Here is a 26782-nt window from a genome sequence, read left to right on the forward strand (position 1 = left end):
CCCGCGGCGTTTCGCCTATTGCGCTTAGATCGCGCATAAGGCCCCTTGAGATGATCATGACCGGCGTGCCGAGCCTGAAGCTTGATCATTTCGGTTTGGGAGCCATGAGATTGCCGAACTCCATCGGAAAGGGGAACAGGATCGTCGAGCTCTTCTCGCTTGCGATGACGTTCAAGGTGTTCAGATAGCGCAGCTGCATGGCCTCTGGCTGCCTGGCGAGGACTTGGGCCGCTTCGAGGAGCTTTGCAGCCGCCTGCTGTTCACCCTCGGCATTGATGACTTTTGCGCGGCGCTCGCGCTCGGCTTCCGCCTGGCGGGCAATCGCGCGGATCATCGATTCGTTGATGTCGACATGCTTGATCTCGACAGTGGCGACCTTGATGCCCCAGGCATCCGTCTGAGCGTCAAGGATTTCCTGAATGTCCAGGTTGAGCCGGTCACGTTCCGCCAGCATCTCGTCTAGGTCATGCTTGCCGAGGACCGAGCGCAATGTCGTCTGGGCAAGCTGGCTTGTCGCCATCATGAAGTCCTCGACCTGTATCGTCGACTTTCCGGGATCAATGACCCTGAAGTAGATCACCGCGCTGACACGGACCGAGACATTGTCATGAGAAATGACGTCCTGGCTCGGCACATCGAGTACCCGCGTGCGCAAGTCGACCCGTATCATTTGCTGTACGTAGGGGATCAGGAGTATCAGGCCGGGCCCCTTGACACCTGTGAAGCGGCCAAGCGTGAAAACGACGCCGCGTTCGTATTCCCGCAGGATCTTGATCGCGGATGCAATGATCACGAGCAAGATAAGGATCGCCACAAGATAAAAGGCAAGATCTGCAAACATAGCCATGACGTTCTCCTGCTCTCTTCAGGCCGCTAACTCTTGTCGGGGCGCCTCTCGACCTCGAGGGTCAGACCGTTGCGGGCAATCACCTCGACAGCGTCCCCGGCGGCGAGCGCCTCGGTGGAAATCGCCTTCCAGCGCTCGCCATGCGTGATGACATAGCCTGTAGGCCCGGCCCAACTCTCGACCTGGCCCGAAATACCGATCATCTGCTCAGCGCCCGTAGCGACTTTGCGCCACCGCGAGGCAAATGCCAGGCGTGCAACGAGCAGGCTGAAAACGAGGCTGGCAAGAGCGATTGCGCCAAGTAACGGGCGCGAAACCTGAAGGCCCGGCATATCCGTATCAAACAGAATGGTTGCGCCCAGGACTATGGCTACCCCGCCGCCGATGCCCAGAGCGCCGAAGCTTGGCGAATGCATCTCGGCCACCGTCAATCCGACGCCGAGGATAATGAGCCCGATGCCGGCAAAACTCACCGGAAGCAATGCCAAGGCATAGAGACCAAGAAGGAGTGAGATGCCGCCGATCGTTCCGGGAAACATCGTCCCGGGCGCAAGAAACTCGAAGATGAGGCCATAGATACCAACCATCATAAGGATGATTGCGATGTTTGGATCGGTAATCACCGAAAGCAGGCGTGTTCGCCAGTCCGGCTCGAATTCCTGCACCGCCAAACCGGCGGTATCAATTCGCATGTCTGTCTGACCGACCCGCACCACGCGCGCCTGTGTCTGCGCAAGGAGATCTTTGACATCCACCGCCGTGAAATCAATGACATGTTCGCGCACGGCTGCGGTCGATGAAAGGCTCGCGCCTTCCCGCACGGCCCGCTCTGCCCAGTCGGCGTTGCGATTGCGCAGTTCCGCAAGCCCGCGAATATACGCCACCGCGTCATTGATGATCTTCTTTTCGCTGGCACTGGCTGGAGGCTCGACTTGCTTGTCATTTTGCTTGTCCGGTTCGTTCCCGGGTTTTGCATCGCCGCCAAAAGGGTTTACGCCGAGCGCGATCGGTGTCGCTGCTCCGAGGTTCGTGCCTGGCGCCATTGCGGCAATGTGGCTTGCATAGAGAATATAGGTGCCGGCGCTGGCAGCCCTTGCGCCGCTCGGTGCGACGAAGCCGGCGACTGGGACGGGCGAGGCAAGGATGGCGCGAATGATGTCCCGCATGGACGTGTCGAGGCCACCGGGTGTGTCCATCTCAAGGATAATCAGGCTGGCATGTCCGCCGGCACGCTGAAGGCCCCGTATGACATAATCTGCCGTTGCAGGTCCGATGGCGCCGTTCACCTTGAGGACGACCGCAGCGCGATTGGATTGCGCCGACGCCGACAGCGTGAAGATGCCTGGAGCTAAGAGCAGCAAGAACAACGAGATCAGGATTGGCGGCACCCACCGCCAACGCTTCAAGCTCAGCGCTACCACATGCGGAACGCTCATGATTTTCCAGTATATCCCAGAAATCACAAAGAGCCAGAAATCACAAAGAGAAAGAAAAGCGTCGCAGTCCGGGGGCGAACAGCTTGAATGTCTTCGAGGGTATCGAGGATCGTTTTGCTCAAGGCAGTCGCGAGGCTGGGAGTGCGATCGAGCAATCCGGATCAAAAGCAGGTAATGCGCTGGCAGCGAAACTTGTGCAGCTGGCGACCAGTTTGCGGCGTCGATAGCCGGCAGAATTCTCGAGGCGATTGATCGCTGCCGAAGAACAACGGCATCGGAAACGGCAGCGGGAATACCGGTCGGACGATGCCGCCTGTGGCACTCTTTCCCAGAGGCGGTGGTGCAGGCGGATATTGATAGTTAGGCCTTGTGAGGAAAAAAGGCGCGGCTCCCGGTCCGCGCCTTTCTCTGTTTCAAGCCGCTTCGAGAACCGAAACGACGATGGTTTTGCCGAGCGCCTGCATCGCATCCTGCAGCTGACCAAGCTTGGAATGATGGTCAGGATCCAAGATCCGTCTGGCTTCATTTTCGGTCTTGCCGTGGCGGCGGGCTAGTTCTCGCTTCAAGATATTCGCCTCGTTGAAGGCTTCTATCACTGCGAGCTTGATCGCATCCTCGGCTTGTACCACACGCGCAAGGGTATCCGGATGCGCAAAACTTCCCGATCGGGGTGATTTTATGCCTTCGGGCACACGCTTCCCGATCGGTAAGGCTTGCGTTGATCTAACGGGAATCTTCCTGTACGGTAAGCCACCTCAGGAGATGCTCGATGTTCAGGTCCGCACGCGATTTCGGCGCCGCCATCCGGGAAAATCGGAAGGCGCTTGGCTGGACACAGACCGAGCTTGCCGCCCGGTCCGGCACCGGCGAGCGCTTCATCGTCGAGCTCGAATCCGGCAAGCCAAGCTGCCAGCTTGAAAAGTCCTTGATCGTGGCGCGCACTGTCGGCATCGAGATCGGCGATCTCAGGACGGCCCAAGCCGCCCCGGCCTCGCCTGACGATGACCTGGACTTCCTGCCGACCTTCGGTGACGGTCGATGACGACGATCTTCTACGAAGCCCTCCCCATCGCCCACCTGACCTTCGATGGCGAGTGGCGACTGGACTATGACCCGAGCTGGGAAGCGCGCCGCTCGGCCTTCCCAGTGTCGCTGACCATGTCGCTCCGTTCAGGCCCAGTCGGTGCTGAACGGCTCCTGCCCTGGCTTGCAAATCTGCTCCCGGAAACGCACCTCGCCGAAATCGGCCAGCGGCTGAAGGTCTCGCCCCAGGACATCGTTGGTCTGCTGGGCCACATCGGGCGGGACACGGCGGGTGCATTGTCGATTGGTGCGCCCCGTAAGCCGGGCATTCATCTGCAGCCCGTGCCGGATGCGACGGCACTGGAGCGCATCCTGGACGAGCTTCCGGCAAAACCCTTCCTGGTTGGAGAACGTGGCGTCTCCATGTCTCTTGCGGGCGTGCAAGAGAAGCTACCGGTCTTCGTGGATGAGGGTGGCGCCATCTCTATTCCGATCGATGGGACACCCTCAACCCATATTCTGAAGCCGGGTTCAAAACGGCTTGCGGGCAGTGTCGAGAACGAAGCCTTCTGCCTTACCCTCGCGCGCGCCTGTGGACTGGGGGCCGCCGAAGCAACGATCGGTGTCGCGGGTAACCGGCGCTATCTGCTCGTGAAGCGCTATGACCGCTTCACCGATCCGCAAGGCGAGACTCGTCGACTGCATCAGGAGGATCTTTGCCAGCTAACGGGCAACTTCCCATCGCAGAAATATGAGCGCTCCTCCACCGGACGCGGCGTGACCCTGAAAATGATGTTCGACACCGCCAGCGATCTGGTTTCGCCTGCCGAGCGCCTGACGCTGCTCGATGCAGTTATATTCAACGTGCTGATTTGCAATTCGGATTCCCATGCCAAGAACTATTCCATCCTGATCGGTGCTGGCGGGTCAGCGAAGATGGCGCCGCTCTATGACCTGATGTGCGCGGCTGTGTACCGCCAGGTTGACCAAAGTTTGCCGCAGGGGATCGCCGGCCGGTTCAACGCTCCGGACCTACGGCGAGCGGATTGGCAGGCCCTGGCAGACGAGGTTGGATTAAGCGGTGCATCGACGTTGAGGCGCGTTGTGGAACTTGCCGAGCGTGTCAGCGCCGCGTGCGACGACGTAGCGCCGCAAGTCGAGGCTCTGGCTGGCGATCCGGTGAGAGTCCTCGAGAAGATTATCAATTCCGTCCGAAAGCGGTGTCGGCGAATACGGGTCCAATGTCGCGGATAGCCAGTAAAGCACGGAGGGCGGAAATTATTTCCGCTTCTCTTGGAAATATTGCGCTCACACAACTGCCGATTCTTCCGACAATGAGACGGTACGGTCGCTGTTGCGGCAAGAGACTGTAATGGGGCCGTCAGCCGACTATCACCTATCAAAGGATAGGTCCAGGAGGAAACCAAGGACTATCCCGGCACTCTCGTCTTGGACTTCGTGGTGCGCTGGGGTAACGTCCGCGCGACACAAATCATCAAAGACCCATGGCAGCCAAGACGACACTTAATGCGAAGAACCTTGAAGCTCTCGGCGTGCAACGCCTCGCCGAGCTTCTCATGGAAATCAGCACCGGCAGCGCTGCGCACAAGCGTCGGCTTCGTATGGAGCTTGCTGGCAACCATAGCAGCGCCGAAGTTGCCAGGGAGGTTCGCAAGAGGCTTTCCAGCATTGCACGCGCCAGGACCTTCGTTGATTGGCGAAAGGTGAAGGCGACCAGGACCGACCTGGAGACTCAGCGCAAGTCGATCGTCGAAACCGTCGCGCCCAACGATCCCGCAGGAGCGTTTGAGCTAATCTGGCAGTTTTTAGCGGTTGCGGATCCTCTATTTCAGCGATCGGACGATGGCAGCGGCTCGTTGATCCAGAGCTTCCATCAAGCCTGCACTGACGCCGGCGCGATCGCCAAGGCGGCGAATATCGATGCCGATGTCCTGGCCGAGAAGATATTCAAGGCAGTTCAAAGCAATGCTTACGGCCAGTTCGACCGGCTGATTACTGCAATGGTGGCGGCGCTGGCGAATGAAGGATTGGAGCGTCTCAAGGCTCTCTTTGTCGGCTGGTCGAACGAGCCCAAGGAGAAGCCGGCCAAAAAAGATCAGAAGGTCATCGGCTGGAGCAGCGCTGGCCCGATCTACGAGGACGAGGTTTACGGCAATCACCAGGATCTGACCATTCGTATCGCGCTGCAGGAAATAGCCGACGCCCAGGGTGATGTGGATGCCTATATTGCGCAGCAGCCGGAAAGGACACATGGAGCGCCGATGGTCGCGGCTGACATCGCCAACCGTCTGGTCTCGGCGGGACGGGCTGAGGAAGCACTGAAAGCCCTCGAGAAGGTTGATGCGAAAGGCCGGGCGGATGTCCCCTTCGAATGGCAGCTTGCCCGCGCCGAGGCACTGGAAGCCCTGGGGCGCAACGACGAAGCCCAGGCGTTTCGCTGGGAGTGCTTCGAGCAGTCCCTGAACGACGACCACCTGCGCGCCTATGCGCGCCGCCTGCCGGACTTCGACGATCTGGAAGCGGAGGAGAGGGCGTTCGCCTACGCCCAAGCGTTCCCGGACGTTCATCGCGCTCTCTACTTCTTCCTGCGCTGGCCTTCATTGGCGGAAGCGTCAAAGCTCGTTACGAAGCGGGCGGCGGAACTGGATGGCGACCTCTATGAGTTGATGACGCCGGCTGCGGAAGCGCTTTCGACGAAACAACCACTGGCCGCGACGATCGTGCTGCGATCAATGATCGACTTTACTTTGGAGAGCGGCCGATCGAGCCGTTACAAGCACGCGGCACGACACCTTGCCGAATGCCGGTCCCTGGCGAGTCAGATCGAGGATTTCGGCAGCGTTCGGCCACATGAGGTGTATATGGTGGACATCAAGCGCGACTACGGAAGGAAGTCGGGATTTTGGAGCCTGGTGTCGTGAGTATTGCGCTCATGTTGGCCAATGTCTTCTGAGCTTCCTCATGGTGGCGATCCAACGGATGTTGTCGATCACGCGTAGGACGCATCTGGAAGGGTGCCAGGGATTATCCCGGCGCAGTAAGCGAAATCAATGTCTTGCCCGCTGCCAAAGACAATCCTAAAAGCTTCTGACACTCGAGTATCCGTCGCCCTTTTTGGGTGAAGCGTGCTTTGCCTCAATCGCCGAATTTCAGCCGTTCCAGGATCAATGGATCATATTCGGGTGCCTGGATCCGTCGCCGGTCTTCCTCCGGTTCGCTGAGCGGTTCGGCCGGTTGAAGCTTGTCTCTGGCCTCCAGGGCGAGACGTTGGTAAACGCCAGTGCCCCGGCGCTTCCAGGCGATTTCCTTTTCACTGAGCTCGCGGATGACCCTGGCCGGCGAGCCGACCGCCAGGCTGTTTGCCGGGATGTCGGCCCCTGCCTTGACGAAAGCCATGGCGGCAACGATCGAATTTTCGCCGATGACAGCCTCGTCCATGACGACCGCATTCATCCCCACCATGGCATTGCGACCGATCCTGCAGCCGTGCAGCACGGCGCCGTGCCCGATGTGGCCTTCCTCGCCGATCACCACCTCGACATTGGGGAAACTGTGCACGACGCAGGTCTCCTGGACGTTCGAACCGCGTTCCATGACAATGCGCCCGAAATCCCCGCGCAGCACCGCGCAAGGCCCGACATAGCAGGCTGGTCCGATGATGACGTCGCCGATCACCACCGCGGCCGGATGGACGAAGGCCGCCGGATGGATCACAGGCACGACGCCATCATAGGAGTAGACCATAGCCATCTGATCAGTCTCTTGTCTTAGTCACTTGTCTTGGCGACCATCGTCAAGACATCGTATTGGGCGACCGTCGCACCGTTCTGGTTGGTCACATTGCAGTCCCAGCGCACTTCGCCGTGCTCGGCGCCGATGCGCGGATTGATCTCCTTGCAGGTCAATTTCACCTGCAACGTGTCGCCCGGATTGACCGGTGTGAGGAAGCGCAGGTTGTCGACGCCGTAATTGGCGAGAACCGGGCCGGGGGCCGGGTCGACGAAGAGGCCGGCAGCAAATGATACGATCAGATAGCCATGGGCAACGCGCCCATCGAAGAACGGATTGGCGCGGGCGGCTTCCTCGTCCATATGGGCGTAGAAGGTATCGCCGGTGAAGTTGGCGAAGTGCTCGATATCCTCAAGCGTGACGGTGCGCGTTCCGGTGACAAGCTGGTCGCCGATCCGGAGTTCGGCGAGAGACTTGCGGAAGGGATGTTCGCCATCCTTGCGCACCTCGGCATCCGCAACCCAGCGGCCGGTGACCGCGGAAAGAAGCGTTGGCGAGCCCTGGACCGCGGTGCGCTGCATGTAATGCTTGACCCCACGAAGTCCGCCCAACTCCTCGCCGCCGCCGGCGCGTCCCGGACCGCCGTGCACGAGACCCGGCAGCGGCGAGCCATGGCCGGTCGAGGTCTTGGCGCTGACCCGGTTGCCGATCAGCACGCGGCCGTGGAAGGGCGCCATGCCGAGAACAACCTCTTCGGCAAAGGCCGGATCATTGGTGAAGACCGAGGATACCAGGCTTCCCTTGCCGCGGCGGGCGAGGTCGACAGCCTCCTCGGCGCTGTGATAGGGCATGACCGTGCTGACCGGGCCGAAGGCTTCGACGTCGTGAACAGCCCGGGCGTCCCAAGGCTTGTCGCAGTATAGCAGCACTGGATTGAGGAAGGCTCCGGCCTCAGCGTCTCCGGAGACGACGCGGGGATTGTCCGGATCACCGGCAACGATCTCGGCATCGGCAAGAAGATCGCGGATGCGGGCGCGGACCTCGTCGCGCTGGGCAAGGCTTGCGAGCGGGCCCATGCGGACGTTTTCATCGGCCGCATTGCCGAGCGCCGTCTTGCCAAGACGATCGCCAAGAGCGGCGACAAGAGCGTCGCAATAGGCGCGGGGTGCGATGACGCGACGGATCGCCGTGCACTTCTGGCCGGCCTTCGCCGTCATCTCGCGGGAGACTTCCTTGACGAAAAGGTCGAACTCCTCGGTGCCGGGGGCCGCGTCGAGACCGAGGACAGAGGCATTGAGACTGTCGGCCTCCATGGTGAAGCGGACCGAATTCTCGATGATTGCCGGATGCGTCTTCAGCTTGCGGCCGGTCCAGGCCGAACCGGTAAAGGTGACGGCATCCTGTCCGTCGACATGATCAAGAAGATCGCCGACGGAGCCGCAGACAAGTTGAACGGCGCCTTCGGGAAGCAGACCCGTCTCGACCATGCGGCGCACGACCAGTTCGGTCAGATAGGCCGTCTGGCTCGCCGGCTTGACGATAGCCGGCATGCCGGCAAGCAGGGTCGGCGCCAGCTTTTCCAGCATGCCCCAGACCGGAAAGTTGAAGGCATTGATGTGAATGGCGACGCCCTGCAGCGGCGACAGGATGTGCCGGGCGGCAAACGTGCCGTCGCGCGACAGGCTCTCCACGTCGCCGTCAACAAGCACGCGCGTATTCGGCAACTCGCGCCGTCCCTTTGAGGCGTAGGACAAGAGAGTGCCAATGCCGCCATCGATATCGATCCAGCTGTCTGCCTTCGTCGCACCGGTGGCCGAGGAAAGGGCGTAGAATTCTTCCTTCCTCTCCATCAGCGCCTGGCCAAGTGCCTTCAGCATGGCGGCACGCTCATGAAACGACATGCGACGCAGGGCCGGGCCAGCCTTCTTGCGGCCGTAGGCAAGAGATGCGGCAAAGTCGACGCCGGTGGAATCGATCAATGCAACCGGTACGCCTGTCGAAGCGTCGAGCAGTTCGGCGCCATCCTTCGTGCCGGGAACCCAGCGGCCATAAACATAGCTCTCGAGGCGGCGCGGCGGGTTTACCAGGACGTTCATCGTCTTATCCTTCCGGTCAGTTCAGATTGCGCGCAGCAAGCTGCGCATCAACGGCCGCCTGCCATTCGGATAGCAGCGTCTCGTTGGGTGTGTGGCGAAGGCCGAAGCGAGCCAGCGTTTCGTAGCGCGCCGAGCCGGAGAGCCCGAAGCTTGCCGCAACGCGGGGGCGCCAATAGGCGATTGCCTTGCGCGCTGCCGTTGCTCCGTCTTCCGTCTCGGCAATTTTCTTCAGTCCCTCGATGCCGAGTTCGGTGTGATGCACCTCGCTGGGTAGAATGGCGCGGAACACTTCGGCAAGTGGCTGGTAGGAAACGCGGGCAAGTTCGCGAAGCTGGATGGTACTCGCGGTCCCCATCAGCACGTTCATGACCACCGCGTCGATCCAGCCATGCAGGGGATAGTGGAAGACCGAAAGGCGCATGTCGCCGCCCTGACGCGCCGCACCGATATCGGCGTCGCGCTCCAGCCGGGCGTCCCAGGGATGATGGACGGCGTAACGGCCGGTGTCGGCGCCAAAGCTGCCCATTATCTCGAGGACCCGACCGGCATGGTCGGTTTTTTCGAGCACGATCTTGGCAGACGCGATGCGCTCCTTGATGCCCGGCGCATCGTTGATCGTGTCGGCAAAGCCGGCTGCACCCGCAAGCTCGCTATCGACGAAACTTGCCATCAGGCGCAAAAGCTCGCCGCGATAACGCGGGGTCACATTGTCAGGCGACGTCAGCACGCCACCTTTCAGCAGGTATTCCTCGATCGGCATCGTATCGGACATTGGCTATTCCTCCCTCGCTTTCGCAGCTTATTGGTCGTAGCTGACCACGACCCGGTCACTCAGCGGATAACATTGGCAAGTCAGAACATAGCCCTGGCGCACTTCGTAATCCTCGAGCGCATGGTTGACCTCCATCTCGGTCTCGCCCTCGATCACCTTGGCCCGACACGTGGAACAGACACCTGCCTTGCAGGCGTACGGCGCGTCCATGTTGTTCTCGAGCGCGGCTTCCAGCAAGGTTTGCCCCTGCTTCGGCATCTTGAAGACACGGGTTGCACCATCGAGGGTGACGGTTGCCTCGCATGCCGCATGGCGATCCGCAGAGGCAGCGCTTTCGCTCTTGCGCCGCGCCCGGCCTGGCTGCGATGACGCAAAGAGCTCGAACTTGATCTGCTCTTCGCGCATCCCGTGGTCGCGAAGGGCAGCGGCGATCGTCAACATCATCGGTTCCGGACCGCAGATGAATGCGGTGTCGACGGATTTCAGATCGATCCAGTGCCTGAACAATGCTGCGCACTTTTCGGTATCAATACGACCCGTGAAGAGGTCGATATCCTGGGCTTCGCTTTCCAGCACGTGCAGGATGGACAGCCGACCGAGATAGCTATTCTTCAGATCGTCCAGCTCCTCGCGGAACATGATCGAGCTGATCTGCCGGTTTGCGTAGACGAGCGTGAAGCGCGAATGGGGCTCACGCGCCAAGGTGGTCTTGATGATGGAGAGCACCGGCGTGATGCCGCTGCCGGCTGCAAAGCCGATGTAGCTCTTGGAAACTTCGGGCTCGATTGCCGTGAAGAACGCGCCCATCGGCGGCATCGCTTCCATCGTGTCGCCAATCTTGAGCTCTTCATTGGCCCAGGTCGAAAAGCAGCCGCCGTCGACCCGCTTGATGCCGACCCTCAAGATACCTTCGTCACGCCCGGCACAGATCGAGTAGGAGCGGCGGAGTTCCTCGCCATCGAACTGGCGGCGAAACGTCAGATACTGGCCCTGCGTGAAATCGAACGCACCGCGGTCCTCGTCCAGCGGAGCAAGGGTGACGACCACGGCATCGCGCGTCTCGCGCTTGACGTCGGTGACCTGAAGGGAATGGAAACGTGCCATATTGCGGACCTCACTAGGCAAAGGGTCAGATGCACTTGAAATAATCGAATGGTTCCAGACAGTCGGTGCAGCGATAGCTCGCCTTGCAGGGCGTCGAGCCGAACTGACTGATCTTTTCTGTGTTTGCCGATCCGCAGCGCGGACAGGCGATCGCCAGATTGGAGCGGCCAGAGAGCCGATCGACGCGCTGGCGCAGGATCCCGTCGATCGCGGTGCCATCGACAGGCGGCGCAATGCCATAGGCCCTGAGCTTTTCGCGACCTGCGGCGCTGATCCAGTCCGTCGTCCAGGCCGGCGAAAGCTGGCGTTCCAGCCGCAGCTTTCCGATGCCCTTCTCATGCAGCGCCCGCTCGATATCGAGGTTGATGATCGCGGTTGCCGGACAGCCCGAATAGGTTGGCGTTACCGTCACAACCAGCGTGTCGTCATCGAAGGCGACATCCCTGATAATGCCGAGATCGACCAGGGAGATCACCGGAATCTCGGGATCCGGAACCTCTGCAAGCCACTGCCAGACGTCTGATGTCGAAGGCAAAGTTACGGCCGTCATGACCGCCTCCTTCCGTTACCAGGTCGCGCCCGGATAAGCGCGCTGCAGGAATTGCAGATCGGCCAGGATGAAGCCCATATGTTCGGTATGAAGGCCGCGCTTGCCGCCCTTGTGCATGAAGCCATCGGAAGGCTTCTTGAGCGTTGCCTCGGACAGGGCCTCGCCGACAAGCTCATCCCAGGCAGGCTTCAGGCTTTCCGGCTCCGGCGCAATGCCGGCAGCGACAAGCTCTTCGTCCAACGTGTCGCCGATGAAGAGTTCGCCGGTATAGGCCCAGAGATCGTCAAGCGCTTCCTGCATGCGACGATGGCTTTCGGCGGTACCGTCGCCAAGGCGGATGATCAGATCGCGGCTGCGATCGAGGTGATAGGCAACTTCCTTCGTGGCCTTTTCCGCAATTTCGGCAATACGCTTGTCGGTCGAGCCGCAAAGCGCCTTCAGCATCAGGAAATGCCAGGCGTCGAACAGAAACTGACGCATCAGCGTCTTGCCAAAATCGCCATTCGGACGCTCGACCAGCAGGACGTTGCGGAAGTCGCGGGCATCACGCAGATAAGCGAGATTGTCGGCACTGCGGCCCCGGCCTTCGAGCTCGCCGGCAAGACCGAGCCAGAGTTGTGTCTGGCCGATCAGATCGAGCGCGGTGTTGGAAAGCGCAATATCTTCCTCGAGCGCCGGTGAATGCCCGCACCATTCGGAAACGCGATGACCGAGGATCAGGGCATTGTCGCCCATGCGCGTGAGAAACTCGAAAAGTGCCGTCTGGCTGACGGCCGTGTTGGAGGCAACGCTCATCACATATGCCCCACTTCTTCGGGAACGTCGAAGAACGTCGGATGACGATAGACCTTCGAATTCGAAGGATCAAAGAGTGGTCCCTTGTCCGAAGGCGCGCTGGCGGTGATGTCGCTCGAGCGTACCACCCAGATGCTCACGCCTTCGTTTCGGCGGGTATAGACGTCACGTGCGTTGTTGACGGCCATTTCGGCATCGGGCGCATGCAGGCTGCCGACATGCCGGTGATTGAGGCCGTGCTGGCCGCGGATGAAGACTTCCCAAAGAGGCCATTCGCTGGACATGGACATTTCTCCCGTCTTGCGTTTCTCACGGGCCATGGCCCGGAAATCGCGTATTGTTAAGACTTGCGACTGCTTGGAGCGGACGCCAAGGCGTCCGGACGCATTATTCGGCTGCGGTGCGCTGAGCAGCGCGACGCGATGTCATCTTCTCGGCGTGGGCAACGAGACCGTCCCGGAACCAGGCGCCATCGTTCCATGCCTTCTGCCGGGCGCCGAGGCGTTCGGCGTTGCACGGGCCGTTGCCGGCGATGACGGCGAAGAACTCGGTCCAGTCAGGTTCGCCGAAGTCGTAGCCGCCCTTTTCCTCGTTCCACTTCAGATCCGGGTCCGGAACGGTCAGGCCGAGATATTCCGCTTGCGGCACTGTCTGGTCGACGAACTTCTGGCGCAGCTCGTCATTCGAATTCTGCTTGATCTTCCAGGACATGGACTGGGCCGAATGCACGGATGCGTCGTCTGACGGGCCAAACATCATCAGCGATGGCCACCACCAGCGGTTCAAGGCGTCCTGGACCATTTCCTTCTGGGCGGGCGTGCCCTTGACCATCTTCATCAGGATGTCGAAGCCCTGGCGCTGATGGAAGCTTTCTTCCTTGCAGATGCGGACCATGGCGCGGGCGTAAGGCCCGTAGGAACAGCGTTGCAGCGGCACCTGGTTCATGATCGCCGCGCCATCGACCAGCCAGCCGATCGCGCCGATGTCGGCCCAGCTCAGCGTCGGGTAGTTGAAGATCGAGGAGTATTTCGCCTTGCCACTGTGCAGCTGCTCGTACATCTCGTCCCGGCTGATGCCGAGCGTTTCGGCCGCACAGTAGAGGTAAAGCCCATGTCCGGCCTCGTCCTGAACCTTGGCGAGCAGGATCGCCTTGCGCTCGAGCGTCGGGGCACGGGTGATCCAGTTGCCTTCGGGCAGCTGGCCGACGATTTCGGAATGCGCATGCTGGCTGATCTGGCGCATCAGTGTCTTGCGATAGCCTTCGGGCATCCATTCCTTCGGCTCGATCTTCTGGCCGGCGTCGATGCGCTCCTGGAAGGCGCGTTCGATCGGATCCATCTCATCGAGCGTCTTGACGCGGGCGCTGTCGGTCTTGACCATCTGTGCGTACATGGTTCGTCTCCTTTGCCTTGGCGCGTCAGACGCGCTCGAGAATGATCGCGATGCCCTGGCCGACGCCGATGCACATGGTGCAAAGCGCATAGCGACCGCCCTGGCGATGCAATTGGTAGGTTGCCGTCGTGACCAGCCGGGCACCGCTCATGCCGAGCGGATGACCCATCGCGATGGCGCCGCCATTCGGATTGACATGGGGCGCATCATCGGGGAGGTCCAGATCGCGCAACACGGCGAGCGCCTGGGCGGCAAAAGCCTCGTTGAGCTCGATCACATCCATCTGGCCGATCGAAAGACCGGCGCGCTCGAGCACCCGCCGCGCGGCCGGTGCCGGGCCGACGCCCATGATGCGCGGTTCGACGCCGGCTGCCGCCATTGCCACGATACGCGCCTTCGGCGTCAGGCCTTGTGCCTTCGCGGCCACTTCGCTTGCAACGACAAGAGCGGCTGCACCGTCATTGACGCCCGATGCATTGCCGGCCGTAACACTGAGATCAGGGCCATTGACGCCCTTCAATCTGGAAAGCTGGTCGATCGTCGTGCCTAGACGCGGGTGCTCGTCGCGATCAACAATGATGGGGTCGCCCTTCTTTTGCGCGACTTTAACGGCAACCAGTTCGTCCGCGAAGAGGCCAGCCTCCTGAGCAGCCGCCCAGCGGGCCTGGCTGCGGGCCGCGAAAGCGTCCTGGTCGGAGCGGCTGACGCCGAAATCGGCTGCCACATTGTCGGCCGTCTGAGGCATCGAATCGACGCCAAATCCAGCCTTCATCTTCGGATTGACGAAGCGCCAGCCGATCGTCGTGTCGTAGATGGCGTTGGAGCGGGAAAAGGCGCTGTCTGCCTTCGGCATGACGAAAGGCGCCCGGCTCATGCTTTCAACGCCGCCGGCAATCACGAGGTCACAGTCGCCGGCGCGGATTGCTCTTGCTGCCATGCCGACGGCATCCATGCCGGAGCCGCACAGGCGGTTGACGGTTGTTGCAGGGACAATGACCGGCATGCCCGACAACAGCACGGCCATGCGGCCGACATTGCGATTGTCTTCGCCTGCCTGGTTGGCGCAGCCGTAGATCAGATCATCGACCTTGCTCCAGTCAACGTCAGGATTGCGTTCCATCAGAGCAGTGAGGGGGAGGGCGGCCAGATCGTCTGCGCGAACCGTTGCCAGCGCGCCGCCATAGCGACCGATGGGTGTGCGAACGGCATCACAGATGAATGCTTCCGACATGCGCGATTTCCTCCTGCTCTCGCAAAGCCGATCAATTCAGTATTGATTAACCGACCGATCGGTCATGTTATTAGCATGCGATATGTCACAGAGCAATGCATTTTTGTGGAAAGTTTGTGATATTTAATATTCTGCAGGAAAAACCTTAGCACGAAAGCCGCGCCGGCGGCCGAAAAGCTGATGGTGAGATTGCTAGAAAGCCTCGTGGGTCAGCATCTCCAGGCGCAGGTCCGTGGCTGCGGTCGCGGCCGGCAACGGACCGGACGCCGTGACGAAGGTGCGGGCCACGTGGGCATCGGCGGCCGGGGAGAGTTGCCTGTAAGCCCGCGCAAACAGCTGCCGCGCTGCCTTTCCCGGCCAATCGTCGGGGAGTGCGCCTGAGGGCAATCTCGGATCGTGCAGATGAACGGCGCGGAAGCGATGCACGAGCAGGAGGCGGATGGTCAGCGCCACGGAAGGCGAATAACTGACGGAGGCATCCGGGCTGAGCAGAGCACCGAACTGCGCCAGAAAAACCGCATACGCTTCCGCATGCACTGTCAGATCCCAGTACTCGGAGGCGAATTCTTGCAGGGCTTTTGGATCTTGTGGCGGTTCTGCGCGGAATATCAGGGCAGGCACTGTCGCGGTCACCGCCCTTGCCGGGCCGACCGCCAGGCGGTCGTTGAGACGCGCGTGGCCAGCGCGCTTCAGCGCCTGCATGGCGTCTTCGACCGCTGGCGCCTTCACATGAACGAACTGCCACCCGCTATCCTCGGGAGCAGAAAACAGCACGCGGGCCGCTGCCGCGAACTCGCTGCCGGCCGACCGTGACAGCCGGTAATAGCTGCGCCGTCCTTCTCTTTCTCCCGTAAGCTGGCCTGCGGCGACGAGCCGGGAGACGGCGGTGCGCACCAGCGTCTCGCTGATGCCAACGTCCGCACAGGTCTCGATCAGGTTGCCGATCCAGGCAATGCCGCCGCGCGGCTCGACGACGTCACCGTAGATGGTCACGATGAAGCTCGCTGCCTTCAGCGGGCTTTCATCCAGAATGCGTCGAATCAACTCGCTTGCCCGAGCATCTTCAGGATTTGTCGCTGCCGTCACCGATTCCTCCCTGGATGGTGACTGTGCGACTAGCATATTGTCGAGGACACTGCATCCCCGCTTGACGCGACGCGGTGAGGCGGAGCCATCAGGCATCCGCCTCCAGGGAGACCGTATCAGGGTTCTCTGATTGCGCTGTCGAGGCCGCGCAAGATGGGATAGAGGAAGTAGGAGATGACGGTGCGACGCCCCACCATGATCTCTGCTGAAACGGTCATGCCGGGAAGCAGTCGCACGGGCTCGTCCGAACCTTTCAGCCTTGGGTCTGCAAGCGGTATGCGTGCCTTGAAGTAAGGCGCTGGCGTCTGGGTCGCTGCCTCCTGCTGCGACGGCGTGAATGCATCGCGGCTCACCGTCCTGACCGTTCCGGATGCGGTGCCGAACTTCTGGAACGGATAGGCGTCGAACTTGATCCGTGCATCCTTGCCCGCCGTGATACGACCGATGTCACGCGTATTGACGTTGACCTCTGCCTCAAGCGGGACGTTGAGCGGAACAAGCGTCAAGATCGGCTCTGCCTCCCGAACGACGGAGCCGACGGAGCGCGCCGCAAGGTCAAGCACGACGGCATCAGCCGGCGCAGACAGGACCACCATGTCGCGGCGAAGCTCCATCTTCTTCAGTTCTTCGGCCGCAGTGTCGCGCTGGCTGCGCAGGTCGACGAGCTGCTCCATGGCTGCGCGCCTGAAGTCTTCGATAAATGCCTGTCGGTCTGCCTTGAGCTTGGCGAAGGTATGCTCGGCCTCATCGGCCCTGCCCTGGACGGCCGAAAGACTGGTCTCGACATCAAGGCGGGCGTCACGCGACCCCAGAAGCGTTATCAGGGATCCGCTCTCGCGATTATAAAGCCGCTCCCTGGCGCCCTCGATCTGGGACAGCGTTTCGCGTCGACTGGTGAGGACTGCCTCCTGGTTTCGGCTGGAAGCAATCGTCGCTGCCTGGGCCGCGATCTGCTGATCGTAGTTCTGCAACTGTGCCATGAAATAGGCGCGGCGCTGCCCGAACAGCTGCATCTGAAGCAGTTCGTCGCGCGATCCGCCCGCCGTCTGGGTGTAGTCCGCACCGGCAAGCTCGGCTTCCAGACGCTTTACCTGGGCGTCGAGTGCAACAAATTTTGCCCGCTGCTGATCGGCGTCAGCCTGGCTGAACGTCGCGTCAAGCGTGGCAAGCACCTGGCCCTTCTGCACGATCGCGCCGGCGGTCACATTGATCGTTCGGATGATCGATGTTTCGAGCGGCTGCACGACGATGGTCGGCTCAGTCGTGATCAGCTTGCCGGGAGCAACCACGACCTCGTCGATCGATGACACCGACGCCCAGGTGATGGCCGCTGCAATCAGCGCGGTGATGCCGTAGAGCGTCATGCGGGCGACCCTTGGCGGAGCGCGCTCTTCCAGTTCCACGGCATCCGACTGGAACTCCGCAATCGCTGATGGCAGCGAGCGCCTGAGGGCCGGCTGCGTGACCGGGGCGGTCGTTGGAACAGGCAGGTTCTCTCCTGGTTTTTGAGCGCGCGCGTTCATGCTACCTGCCTCATCTGCTGTGACCAAAGGTGACGGTATGTCATGCAGCGTGTGACCAGCTGATCATGCCTGCCGATATCGGCGATCTTGCCGCGTTCGACGACGAGAATGGCATCGGCGTCGACGAGCGTGGAGAGCCGGTGAGACACGATGACCACCGTTCTTCCTGCCGCAATCTGGCTGAGGTTCTGACGAATGATCGTCTCGCTGTCAGGGTCGAGCGCGCTGGTGGCCTCATCAAGAATGAGGAGTTTAGGGTCGGTGATAAGTGCTCTGGCGATTGCCAGACGCTGCTTCTGACCGCCAGACAGGTTCGAGGCGTTTTCTTCCAGCATCGTGTCGAAACCACGCGGAAGCCTTTCGATGAACTCCTCGGCGCCCGCAATGCGGGCCGCCTCCATGATCTCCTCGATGCTTGCATCGGGCTTTGCTGCCGCGATGTTTTCGCGAACGGTGCCGCGGAAGAGGAAGTTGTCCTGCAGCACGACGCCCGTACTCGTTCTCAGATGCACGAGGTCGATCTCGCGGCTGTCATAGCCGTCCATCCGCACAATGCCCTGCTGGTTCTGATAGAGACCCTGGATCAGCCTGGTGATCGTCGTCTTGCCGGAACCGCTCTTGCCAACGACACCGAAGACGGAGCCGGCGGGAATGCTGAAGGAGACGTTGTCGAGCGCCGGCGGGCCGTCCGGCCCGTAGCGGAACGTCACCTTGTCGAATTCGATGTTGCCTCGAAGGTGCGGGCGGATACCACGACCGCGACCTGCCTGTTCCGGGCGCTGGTTCATGATCTCGCCGAGCATGCGCACCGAAAGTGCAACCTCCTGGTACTCGTGCACCATCGTCACGATCTGGACAAGCGGGCCAGAGACGCGACCAGCCAGCATGTTGAATGCAACCAGCGCACCAATCGTCATCGCGCCATTGAAGACATCGAGCGCGCCAAGGCCAATGATGGCGACACTCATCAGCTTCTCGAGAAGTCCGGTCATCGATTGAGCGGCCGTCGAGATCTTCTCGACCCGGAACCGGACGGAGATCGATTGCGCCGAATAGTCGTCCCAGGCGCGACGCTGGCGGGGTTCAAGCGCCAGCGACTTGACGGTGCGCATGCCGTGGACGGTTTCGACGAGCAAGGCCTGTCGGTCGCCTTCGGCCTTGTAGAGTGCCTGGAGACGGCGCTGGAAGGGGCCGACAAGGAGCATGACGACGAGGCCGACAAGGGCGGCAAATCCAATGACGACGAGCGTCAGCTTGACGCTGTAGAGAAGCAGGATCGGAATGAAGACCAGCAGCGAGACGCCGTCGAGAAGCGTCAGAAACAGACGACCGGTCAGAAATTCGCGGATCCTGCCGGTCTGCTGCATGTGCTTGACGAGGACGCCTGCCGATGCCTGCTCGAACAAGGCAATGGGAAGATTGAGCAGATGGCCGAAGGTGCGGGTCGCAATGCGGATATCGATCCTGTTCGTGGCATAGAGCAACAGGTAGCGGCGCAGGAAGCTGAAGGCCGCATCGAAGACAAGCGCAATGGCGATGCCGATGGTCAGGACTGTCAGCGTTGCGTAGCTTTGATGGACCAGCACCTTGTCGATGACGAGCTGGAAGAAGATCGGCGTCATCAGGCCAAGGCCATAAAGAACGATGGCGGCAAGGGCGACATCGCGGAAGAAACTGCGCTGCTTGATGATTTCAGGAATGAACCAGCGGAAGCCGAAGGGCTGGTCGGCATCATTGATGCCGAAGTTCCGCTTCATCATCACCACAGATCCGCACCAGGACCTGATGAACTGCTCCTGGTTCAGGAGAATGAAGTCAGGGCGCTCGGCGAGCGGGTCGAGAACCCTGATCTTTGCCTCTTCCTCACCCATGGCGGGGCCGGCAATGACGACCCAGTTGCCGTTGTCGAGTTCCGCCAGAACCGGGAAGGCTTCGCCCAACTGGAGCAGCGATGTCCAGGAGAGCTTGATCTGCCTTGCGCGCAGTCCGGCATCCTTGGCCATGCGCAGCAACTGCCGGATTTCGACCGGGCGTTCGTCGACTGCATAGTCGTGCTGCAGGCGCTCGGGCGACAGATCGACGCCGTGATGGCGTGCAACGAGAGCAAGGCAGTGTAGATTGGTGTGCAAAAACGTACTCATGGCCCACCCGGGTGTCTGGGTTGAAGAAGTGGCGTTGGTCAGTTGAAGTTCGGCGATGCGTTTGCCGAGCTGCCCGACGGCTGGATGATTTCAGCCTTCGGACTTGATGGCAGATCGTTGATCCGGCGCACCGCACCGGCTTCGACCAATCCAACAAGGGCCTTCTGCATCAGATCGACTGCATTCGCGAAAGCGTCGACCGGCATGATGATGCGCTGACGGAAGACCGGCTTCGGGTTGTTGTTCTGATCGCGCTCTGTGGCCGACAGCGACATCAGATCGATGCGCACGATGGTGCCGGTGACAGTGATTTCGCCAATTCCGTCTGCATAGAGTTCATTGCTCATTGTCGTCTCCTCGTTTTGATGCGTGGTCATGGATGGTGATGCTGTGCCTGTTGCCAGGCCGGGAACGGATCCGTCAGATGTCTGCCGAGATCCGGGTCGAAGCTTGCTTCGTCTCCGATCAGGCAGTCGTCGAGCGCTGCGCTGATCGCCTTTTGATCAAAGCCCGCGCCGATGAAAACGAGTTCCTGGCGGCGGTCGCCCCACACGGCGTCCCAATACCGGTCGAGCAACTGACGGAACTGCGGGTAGCGTGGCCAATGCGCCCTCGATACGCTCGCCCACCAGAAGCCCTTGGTGTCCATCCGCCGCTGTGTGCCGGCAATCGAAAGTAGTCCGATTTCGTTTGGCCGTGTTGCCAGCCAGAAGTGCCCCTTGGCGCGAATGAGGCCCGGCCATTGCTGCGCGAGAACGCGATCGAGTGCTGCCGGGTCAAAGGGGCGGCGTGCGCGATAGACGAAGCTCGTAATCCCGTATTCTTCGGTTTCCGGAACGTGATCGCCCCAGCCATAGAGCTCCTTGTGCCAGTACGGGTGCCGGGAGGACTTCGCCTCGCTGAAAAGCCCGGTATCGAGAATGGTGGAAAGCGGCAGGTGACCGAAGTCCGTCTCGATGACACGCGCATCGGGATTGAGCGCGGCAACGACCCGGCGCACCATCGCGCGTGTTTCCGGACTGACCTCCGAAACCTTGTTGATCACGACGACATCGGCAAATTCGATCTGCTCTACCAGAAGGTCGACGAGTGTCCGTTCGTCGTCCGTGTCGCGGCTTTCGCCACGATCACTCAGGAAATCTGCGCTCGAATAATCGGCAAGAAGGTTGGCCGCATCGACGACGGAAACCATCGTATCGAGCCTGGCAACGTCGCAAAGCGCGCTGCCGTTTTCGTCACGGAAGGAGAATGTGGCGGCGATCGGCAGAGGTTCGGCAATCCCGGTCCCCTCGATCAGCAGGTAGTCGAAGCGATCGTCGGCGGCAAGTCGACGCACTTCGCTCAGGAGGTCGTCACGCAACGTGCAACAGATGCAACCGTTGGTGAGTTCGACCAGTGTCTCATCGGTGCGCGACAGGTTGGCTCCGCCATCACGAACGAGCTCGGCATCGATGTTGATCTCGCTCATGTCGTTGACGATAACGGCAACCCGGCGTCCTTCCCGGTTACGCAATACATGGTTGAGGATGGTTGTCTTTCCCGCGCCGAGGAAACCCGCCAAAACCGTTACTGGGAGGCGCTTGTCGCCACCTGTCATTGATACTCCCCCACTCGCTGTTACGCTGCGAGCTGCTGCCTGAACGCCACGTCCACATAGTAGTTGGTGCTGTTGAATGTGCTCGTCGGGAACAACCCGCTGGAGCCATATGCATAGAGGCCGTTGCCACCGCTCAGCGCCGACGACATGGCCTGCAGATTGCCATTGGTCGTGGTGTCACTGAAGTAGTTGCCCGTCGCCGAATAATTGCCGTTCGTGCTGTAGGAGACGACGTATGTCGTATCCGCATCGATTGCGACCTGCTGCGAAAGATTGACAGACTGCCAACCGCTTGCGCTCTCGTTGGTGAAGGTCGCGCTCGCCAGCAACGTGCCGCTTGCCGTCCAGAGATAGCCAGTGTGGGGTCCGGTATTTTCCTCACTCTTGTAGAAGCGAATACCGGTGATCCAGCCTGCTGCATCCGACTGGAACTTCATGCCGAGATTGACAGGGCTGTTGTCGTTGACTGAGATGATCGCAGGTGTCGTGCCGGCTGCAAAGACGTTCTGCTCGCTGCCCTGATTGGTCACGTTGAGCGAGACATTGGCCGTTGACGTCGCTCCTTGAGTATCCTGGACCGTGTAGTCAAAGCTTGCTGCACCGGTATAGCCGGCCAGCGGAGTGAAGGTGATCGCGCCGGATTGGTTGTCGAAAACGACCGTACCGTTGATCGCGTTGCCAACGCTTGCAACCGAGATCTGGTCGCCATCGGGATCGTTGTCATTGGCGAGCAGGCTTGATGCCTGGATGACAACAGGCGTTCCGACACTCGTCGAAATTCCATTGTCGTTGACGGCAACAGGCACAGCATTTTGCGACGACTGCTGATAAAGGACGTCGACCCAGTAGTTGGCCGAATTGTAGCTCGCGGTCGGGAACAGGCTTCCGTTCCCGTATGCGTAGACGCCATTTCCACCGCTCGTCGAACTGGACGGCGCAGTCAATACTCCGTTCGTATGGCTCGTCGTGAAGTAGTTTGGCGTTGCTGCATAGAAGCCATTGGAATGATAGCTTGCGACATAGGTCACACCGGCAGAAATGGTGACCGGCTGCGAGAAGGTCACAGTTTGCCAGCCGCTTGCTGTTTCGTTGGTAAACGTCGCCGTTGCCAGAAGTTGACCGGTACTGCTCCACAGTGAACCGACGTGGGTACCGACGTCCTGAGCGCTCTTGTAGTAGCGTAGGCCGGTGATTTCGCCGCGCTCGGATGCCACAAACTTGACGCCCAGTTCGACAGATGAAGGATCGTTGTCGGCGGCAATGCTTGGTGCATCGGAACTGCTGAACAGACCCGCGCCGGTGGCCTGGGCTCCGACATTGAGAGAGACGGTCGCAGACGATGTTCCGCCACGACCATCAGAAATGGTGTAGCTGAAGCTTGCAGCACCGACATAGCCGGTCGTTGGCGTAAAGATGACGGAGTTGGTTTGGCTATCAAACGTTGCCGTGCCATTCGTCGCGCCATTTGCCCCCGTCACCGTCAAGGCATCGCCGTCAGGATCTGTGTCATTGGCAAGCAGACTTGCCGCGGCGATTGAAAGGGCTGTGTTGGAATAGGTCGTGAACCCGTTATCGTTGGCTGCAACTGGCGCGTTGTTGACCGTCGATTGGTTGAAGACGACATCCACCCAGTAGTTCGATGCCTGGTAGCTGGAGGTTGGGAACGTCGTGTTCGTTCCAAGGGAGTAGACGCCGTTGCCGCCGCTGCCTGCGCTCGACAAGCCGGTCAGCGCACCATTGGTATGATCAGTCGAGAAATAGTTGGCAGTTGCGACATAGCTACCCGTCGTATGATAGGAAGCAATATAGGTCGTTCCCGCAGTAATCTGGATTGGCGAGGAGAACTTGGCGGTCTGCCAACCGCTCAGGGACTCATTTGTGAATGTGACCGTGGCGATCAACGTCCCGTTGGCAGTCCATATTGAACCGGTATGGGCGCCAGTATCACCTGCCGCCTTGTAAAAGCGAATGCCGGTGAGCGTGCCACTCGCCGAGGCGACAAACTTCATGCCCAGTTCGAGCGGTGCATTGTCGTTGTAAGCAGTATTGCCAGGGCCTTCGCCAGCTTGGAACAGTGATTGGCCGGCTGGTCCTTCTTCCACGATTAGGCTGACATCGCCTTGATCGGTGCCACCACGTCCGTCGGAAAGTGTGTAGCTGAAGCTTGCGGGGCCCGTGTAGTTCGCATTGGGAGTGAAGATGACGGTGCCAGTCTGCGTATCGAGCGAGACGGTGCCATTTGAGGCATTGCCAACGGCCGAGATGGTGAGCGCGTCACCGTTCGCATCGATGTCATTGGCAACGAGCGAAGCAATGGAAATCGTCAGGGTGCCATTGCGTGAGACCGAAAAGCCGCTGTCGTCGGTGGCAACCGGCACGCTGTTCGGCCCAGCATCGAAGACGACATCGACCCAGTAGTTTGCCCCGCCAGAGTTGTTGCCGGGGAAGCTACTGGTGGAACCATATGTATAAACACCACCACCGTCGACCGCCTTCAGCGCGCCGTTGTTGTAGGTCGATCCCGTGGTGAAATAGTTCTCGGTGGCAGAATAGAAGCCGTTGCTATGGTAGGAGGCGATATATGTCGTTCCAGCCGAGATATGAATCGGCGAGGAAAACATGACGGTTTGCCAGCCCGAGAGAGATTCGCCTGTCGATACACCCGTTGCAAGCAGCGTACCGTTCGCATCCCATAGACTGACCGCGTGCTCTCCGACGTTATAAAAGCCCTTGTAGAAACGTATCCCTTCGATGGAGCCGCCCGTCGTGGACTGAAATCGCACCCCGAGTTCGACACCGTCGCGATCAATCGCAGTTTCCATCGCGGGCTTGGAGGCCAGCGTCCAGAGGCTGTTTGTGTCGGGCAGGATAATGCTGACCTGCTTGCCAGCCGACGGTGTTTCCAGGTTGACACTGTCATCGACGGCGCGTGACATGATCGTGTAGGTGCCGCTGGCCTGGACAACCCAGTTGTAGCTCCAGTTCTCGCGGCCGGTTGCCTTGAACCAATGCTGTCCGCCGTCCGTTGAGACCTCGATCCCGGCGATAATGCCGCCGCCGAAATCCTGGGCCGTTCCTGTTATGGTGACATGCTGCCCTTCGACGAAACTGGCACCGATGATTGGCGACGTAATCGTCGATGTCGGCTTGATGTAGTCAGTGGATTGCGTGGCGAGAATAAGGCTTGCATCCAGCGTGGTTGGTTGGATCCCCATGTCTGCAAACATGTTGACCATGGCCTGCTGGACGTTAGGGTCGGTTGGTGTCTCTGCGCCCTCGTGTTGATCGTTCAGTCCCCACGACCAGAAGACGGTACCTGCGCCGAACACCAAAGCTCCGCTTTCGGCTCTGTACATCGTCAGGCTGTGGTTTACGACGGCATCGCCAACGCTTGTTCCATAGTCCCGGAGATAGGTGTTCACCGCCACTGTGGAGAGTGAGAGGTTGATCAGGCCGTCCGGTCGGAACCCATTCTCGACGTCGGAATCCCATTCGTAACCAAGCAGGTTCTGTACGAGATTATATGTCTCTCCCGGCTGGAGGTTGGCAACGTCGGTATTGCGCCAGAAGCGAAGGTTCGAATAATCGTAAGGTATCGTAATGGTATCTGCGCGATAGCTGTCGACCGTGAACATGGTTCCGGTGAGCGAATTTTCTGGCTCCTGTCCGGGATCGGCATAGCGGGGATCGCGCCACGTCCCTGTGCCGGTATCGCTCGGATCCGTGCTGGTTCCCCAAGTCTCCTTGTAGCACACCATCGTACGATAAGCTTGGCCGTTGCCGTCGATGCTGCTTTCCCAACGGACCTTCCAATAGCATTCGTTGCCGCTCCAGAATGAAAGGTTGACGCCGCTATCGCGCGCAGCCTCGACGTTGGCGCGCTGGTCGGCAGACCAGTACTCGTCGTGGCCGACCGACAGATAGGCCTGGTGGTTGAGCAGCAGGTTGCCATTTCTGCTGGCGTCGACGCCGGAGATGTAGGATACGTCGTAGCCGTTCTGCTCCAGCCATTGAATTGCGGAATGCTCGGCGCCAAAGATGTAGTCCCACGTTCCTCCCATCGGGCTTGAATTGGTGATGATCGGCCGGTTGTAGCTGATTGCCGATGCACGCCCAATTGCCGTCAGGCCGCAACTGCAGTTTGGAGGCATGTAGCCGATCATGTCTGCTGGGTCGACCGGTACATTGCCTTCGTAGAGGCTTGCCCCGCCCCAGGCATTGTAGGCCTGCCAGGTCGTATCTGACGTCTGGAAGACGATGTCACTCGTGGAGGCGTCATCACGGACGACAAATGGAATGATGCTTGCATCCTCAACGCCGTCCTCGCGGACCAGCTTGGCAATGTAGACGCCGGAGACGGCATCATCTGGAATCTGCCAGCTTGCCGAAACCGACCAGTTGCCGCAATCAATCAGGCCGAGTGACATGTCGACGATCGGATGCGGCTGGATTTGCGCCGTCGTTAGTGACTTGTCAATGGAGGCAACTTTGCGCGCACCATCCCCGCCGTAATAGCCGAGACGATAAATATCGATGCGGTAGTGGGTCGAGTCAGTCGCGATCTTGAAGTCGACTGTCTGGCCGATGTTGGTGCTGATTTCTGTTGCGAAGCCCTGAATGGTCCCGCCGCCGTCGCCGTCAAGGCCCCATTCGCTGATCGGATTGCCCTGCTTCATATTTTCGAGGGCGATCTTATTAAGCGTAGGAGCCGCGGTTACTGCCGCTGTGACGGCCACAACCGTCGTCGTCGAAGCTGTTGCGGCGAGCGTCGCCGGCGCATCCGAAGTCACCGCTGCTGACGCAGATGATGTATCCTCAGCCGTTCCCACACTTGCAACCGAGAACCTCAGAACCGGAACACTCGACGTATCGCTCGCGTCCGAGACCGGCAGCACAACCTCAGGAGCAGCTGACAGAGCCGGCTCCAGCGAGGTCGTGGTGATTGAAGTGGAAGGATCTGGTGGCAGCACGGTGCGTGGTTTGGTCGTCGTCTGCGGGTCTGAAGTCGAAGAGCTTGTTGTCGTGGCGGTGGTGAGTGCCAAGCTCGCGCCGCCGGTCGCGTCGCCTGTGGAGGTGGCGCCTGAAGCCGGTGACGTTTGCGCCGCGGCTGGATCATTGGTCAAAGGAGACGCAGTGGTCGTCCCCGTGAGCGAGGTCACAGATCCGACCGCACTCAAATCGGCAATTGCACTATCGCTGGCTGAAGAACCCACTGTTGCGGTCACGAAAAGAGCGCTGCCGGTGGCTGCTGCGCTATAAACATTCAACGAGCCGCCATATCCGCTCAAATAGTCGCGGTCCTTGATGTTGATCCTCAGCATGACAGACGCCCTCACCTAAACTGCGGCACACGTTCAGGTAACTATCCTGTCATGTTTGCGGCGAGAGAGAACGACAGTAATCTGCGGTATGATGCATCGCTGGGCATACCCCGATAGG

At 60.3% G+C, this 26782-nt stretch carries 21 protein-coding genes; 3 read left to right on the forward strand and 18 right to left on the reverse strand.

Going from position 1 to position 26782, the window contains the following annotated elements:
• Positions 1–85: 85 nt before the first annotated feature.
• The 3 genes from IB244_RS18280 to IB244_RS18290 form a co-directional block, all read right to left on the reverse strand.
• Positions 86–847 (reverse strand): slipin family protein, encoded by a 762-nt coding sequence (locus tag IB244_RS18280; RefSeq protein WP_062368341.1) that lies wholly within the window; start codon positions 845–847, stop codon positions 86–88.
• Between the two features lie 26 nt (positions 848–873).
• Complete coding sequence (locus IB244_RS18285) at positions 874–2283, reverse strand: NfeD family protein (protein WP_192305066.1); 1410 nt, start codon at positions 2281–2283, stop codon at positions 874–876.
• 413 nt (positions 2284–2696) lie between these two features.
• On the reverse strand, positions 2697–2912 hold the full coding sequence (locus IB244_RS18290) for a hypothetical protein (protein ID WP_246734447.1): 216 nt from the start codon (positions 2910–2912) through the stop codon (positions 2697–2699).
• A 140-nt stretch (positions 2913–3052) separates the two neighbouring features.
• Between IB244_RS18290 and IB244_RS18295 the strand changes: the two genes are divergently transcribed.
• From IB244_RS18295 to IB244_RS18305, 3 genes are all read left to right on the forward strand, one after another.
• Complete coding sequence (locus IB244_RS18295; protein ID WP_018856771.1) at positions 3053–3325, forward strand: helix-turn-helix transcriptional regulator; 273 nt, start codon at positions 3053–3055, stop codon at positions 3323–3325.
• On the forward strand, positions 3322–4560 hold the full coding sequence (locus IB244_RS18300; protein ID WP_192305084.1) for a type II toxin-antitoxin system HipA family toxin: 1239 nt from the start codon (positions 3322–3324) through the stop codon (positions 4558–4560). The genes IB244_RS18295 and IB244_RS18300 overlap by 4 nt, the downstream gene beginning before the upstream one ends.
• Before the next feature lie 251 nt (positions 4561–4811).
• Positions 4812–6248, forward strand: a complete 1437-nt coding sequence (locus tag IB244_RS18305; protein WP_192305086.1) for a DUF6880 family protein — start codon at positions 4812–4814, stop codon at positions 6246–6248.
• Positions 6249–6462: 214 nt separating this feature from the next.
• Here the strand turns inward: IB244_RS18305 and IB244_RS18310 are convergent, their stop codons facing one another.
• The 15 genes from IB244_RS18310 to IB244_RS18380 all read right to left on the reverse strand — a co-directional run bounded on the left by IB244_RS18310 (position 6463) and on the right by IB244_RS18380 (position 26664).
• On the reverse strand, positions 6463–7077 hold the full coding sequence (locus tag IB244_RS18310) for a transferase hexapeptide repeat family protein (RefSeq protein ID WP_192305088.1): 615 nt from the start codon (positions 7075–7077) through the stop codon (positions 6463–6465).
• Positions 7078–7094: 17 nt separating this feature from the next.
• Positions 7095–9152: a phenylacetic acid degradation bifunctional protein PaaZ gene (paaZ, locus tag IB244_RS18315; protein WP_192305090.1), complete on the reverse strand. Its 2058-nt coding sequence runs from the start codon at positions 9150–9152 to the stop codon at positions 7095–7097.
• Positions 9153–9168: 16 nt separating this feature from the next.
• Complete coding sequence (locus IB244_RS18320; protein WP_192305092.1) at positions 9169–9924, reverse strand: Phenylacetic acid catabolic protein; 756 nt, start codon at positions 9922–9924, stop codon at positions 9169–9171.
• Positions 9925–9951: 27 nt separating this feature from the next.
• Positions 9952–11028, reverse strand: a complete 1077-nt coding sequence (paaE, locus tag IB244_RS18325; protein ID WP_192305094.1) for a 1,2-phenylacetyl-CoA epoxidase subunit PaaE — start codon at positions 11026–11028, stop codon at positions 9952–9954.
• 25 nt (positions 11029–11053) lie between these two features.
• Positions 11054–11578, reverse strand: coding sequence for a 1,2-phenylacetyl-CoA epoxidase subunit PaaD (gene paaD / locus IB244_RS18330; protein ID WP_192305096.1), 525 nt, complete (start codon positions 11576–11578; stop codon positions 11054–11056).
• 15 nt (positions 11579–11593) lie between these two features.
• A complete protein-coding gene (gene paaC, locus IB244_RS18335; RefSeq protein WP_192305098.1) occupies positions 11594–12373 on the reverse strand; it encodes a 1,2-phenylacetyl-CoA epoxidase subunit PaaC in 780 nt (259 codons plus the stop codon).
• Positions 12373–12657 carry a 1,2-phenylacetyl-CoA epoxidase subunit PaaB gene (paaB, locus tag IB244_RS18340; RefSeq protein ID WP_018856780.1) on the reverse strand — a complete coding sequence of 95 codons (285 nt, stop codon included), beginning with the start codon at positions 12655–12657 and terminating at the stop codon, positions 12373–12375. Before paaB ends, paaC begins: the two co-directional genes overlap by 1 nt.
• A 103-nt stretch (positions 12658–12760) precedes the next feature.
• Complete coding sequence (gene paaA, locus IB244_RS18345) at positions 12761–13765, reverse strand: 1,2-phenylacetyl-CoA epoxidase subunit PaaA (RefSeq protein WP_062368552.1); 1005 nt, start codon at positions 13763–13765, stop codon at positions 12761–12763.
• Between the two features lie 25 nt (positions 13766–13790).
• Complete coding sequence (gene pcaF, locus IB244_RS18350; RefSeq protein ID WP_192305100.1) at positions 13791–14996, reverse strand: 3-oxoadipyl-CoA thiolase; 1206 nt, start codon at positions 14994–14996, stop codon at positions 13791–13793.
• A gap of 192 nt (positions 14997–15188) precedes the next feature.
• Positions 15189–16082: a phenylacetic acid degradation operon negative regulatory protein PaaX gene (gene paaX, locus IB244_RS18355; RefSeq protein ID WP_312867241.1), complete on the reverse strand. Its 894-nt coding sequence runs from the start codon at positions 16080–16082 to the stop codon at positions 15189–15191.
• A 116-nt stretch (positions 16083–16198) separates the two neighbouring features.
• Positions 16199–17605 carry an HlyD family type I secretion periplasmic adaptor subunit gene (locus tag IB244_RS18360; protein ID WP_192305102.1) on the reverse strand — a complete coding sequence of 469 codons (1407 nt, stop codon included), beginning with the start codon at positions 17603–17605 and terminating at the stop codon, positions 16199–16201.
• Complete coding sequence (locus IB244_RS18365) at positions 17602–19746, reverse strand: peptidase domain-containing ABC transporter (RefSeq protein WP_192305104.1); 2145 nt, start codon at positions 19744–19746, stop codon at positions 17602–17604. Before IB244_RS18365 ends, IB244_RS18360 begins: the two co-directional genes overlap by 4 nt.
• Positions 19747–19784: 38 nt before the next feature.
• A complete protein-coding gene (locus IB244_RS18370; RefSeq protein WP_025660548.1) occupies positions 19785–20093 on the reverse strand; it encodes a hypothetical protein in 309 nt (102 codons plus the stop codon).
• 26 nt (positions 20094–20119) lie between these two features.
• Positions 20120–21343, reverse strand: a complete 1224-nt coding sequence (locus IB244_RS18375) for a GTP-binding protein (RefSeq protein WP_192305106.1) — start codon at positions 21341–21343, stop codon at positions 20120–20122.
• 20 nt (positions 21344–21363) lie between these two features.
• A complete protein-coding gene (locus tag IB244_RS18380) occupies positions 21364–26664 on the reverse strand; it encodes a DUF4082 domain-containing protein (RefSeq protein ID WP_192305108.1) in 5301 nt (1766 codons plus the stop codon).
• Positions 26665–26782: the final 118 nt, after the last annotated feature.

It is taken from the genome of Rhizobium sp. RHZ02 (genome assembly GCF_014851575.1).
Lineage (GTDB): Bacteria > Pseudomonadota > Alphaproteobacteria > Rhizobiales > Rhizobiaceae > Rhizobium > Rhizobium altiplani.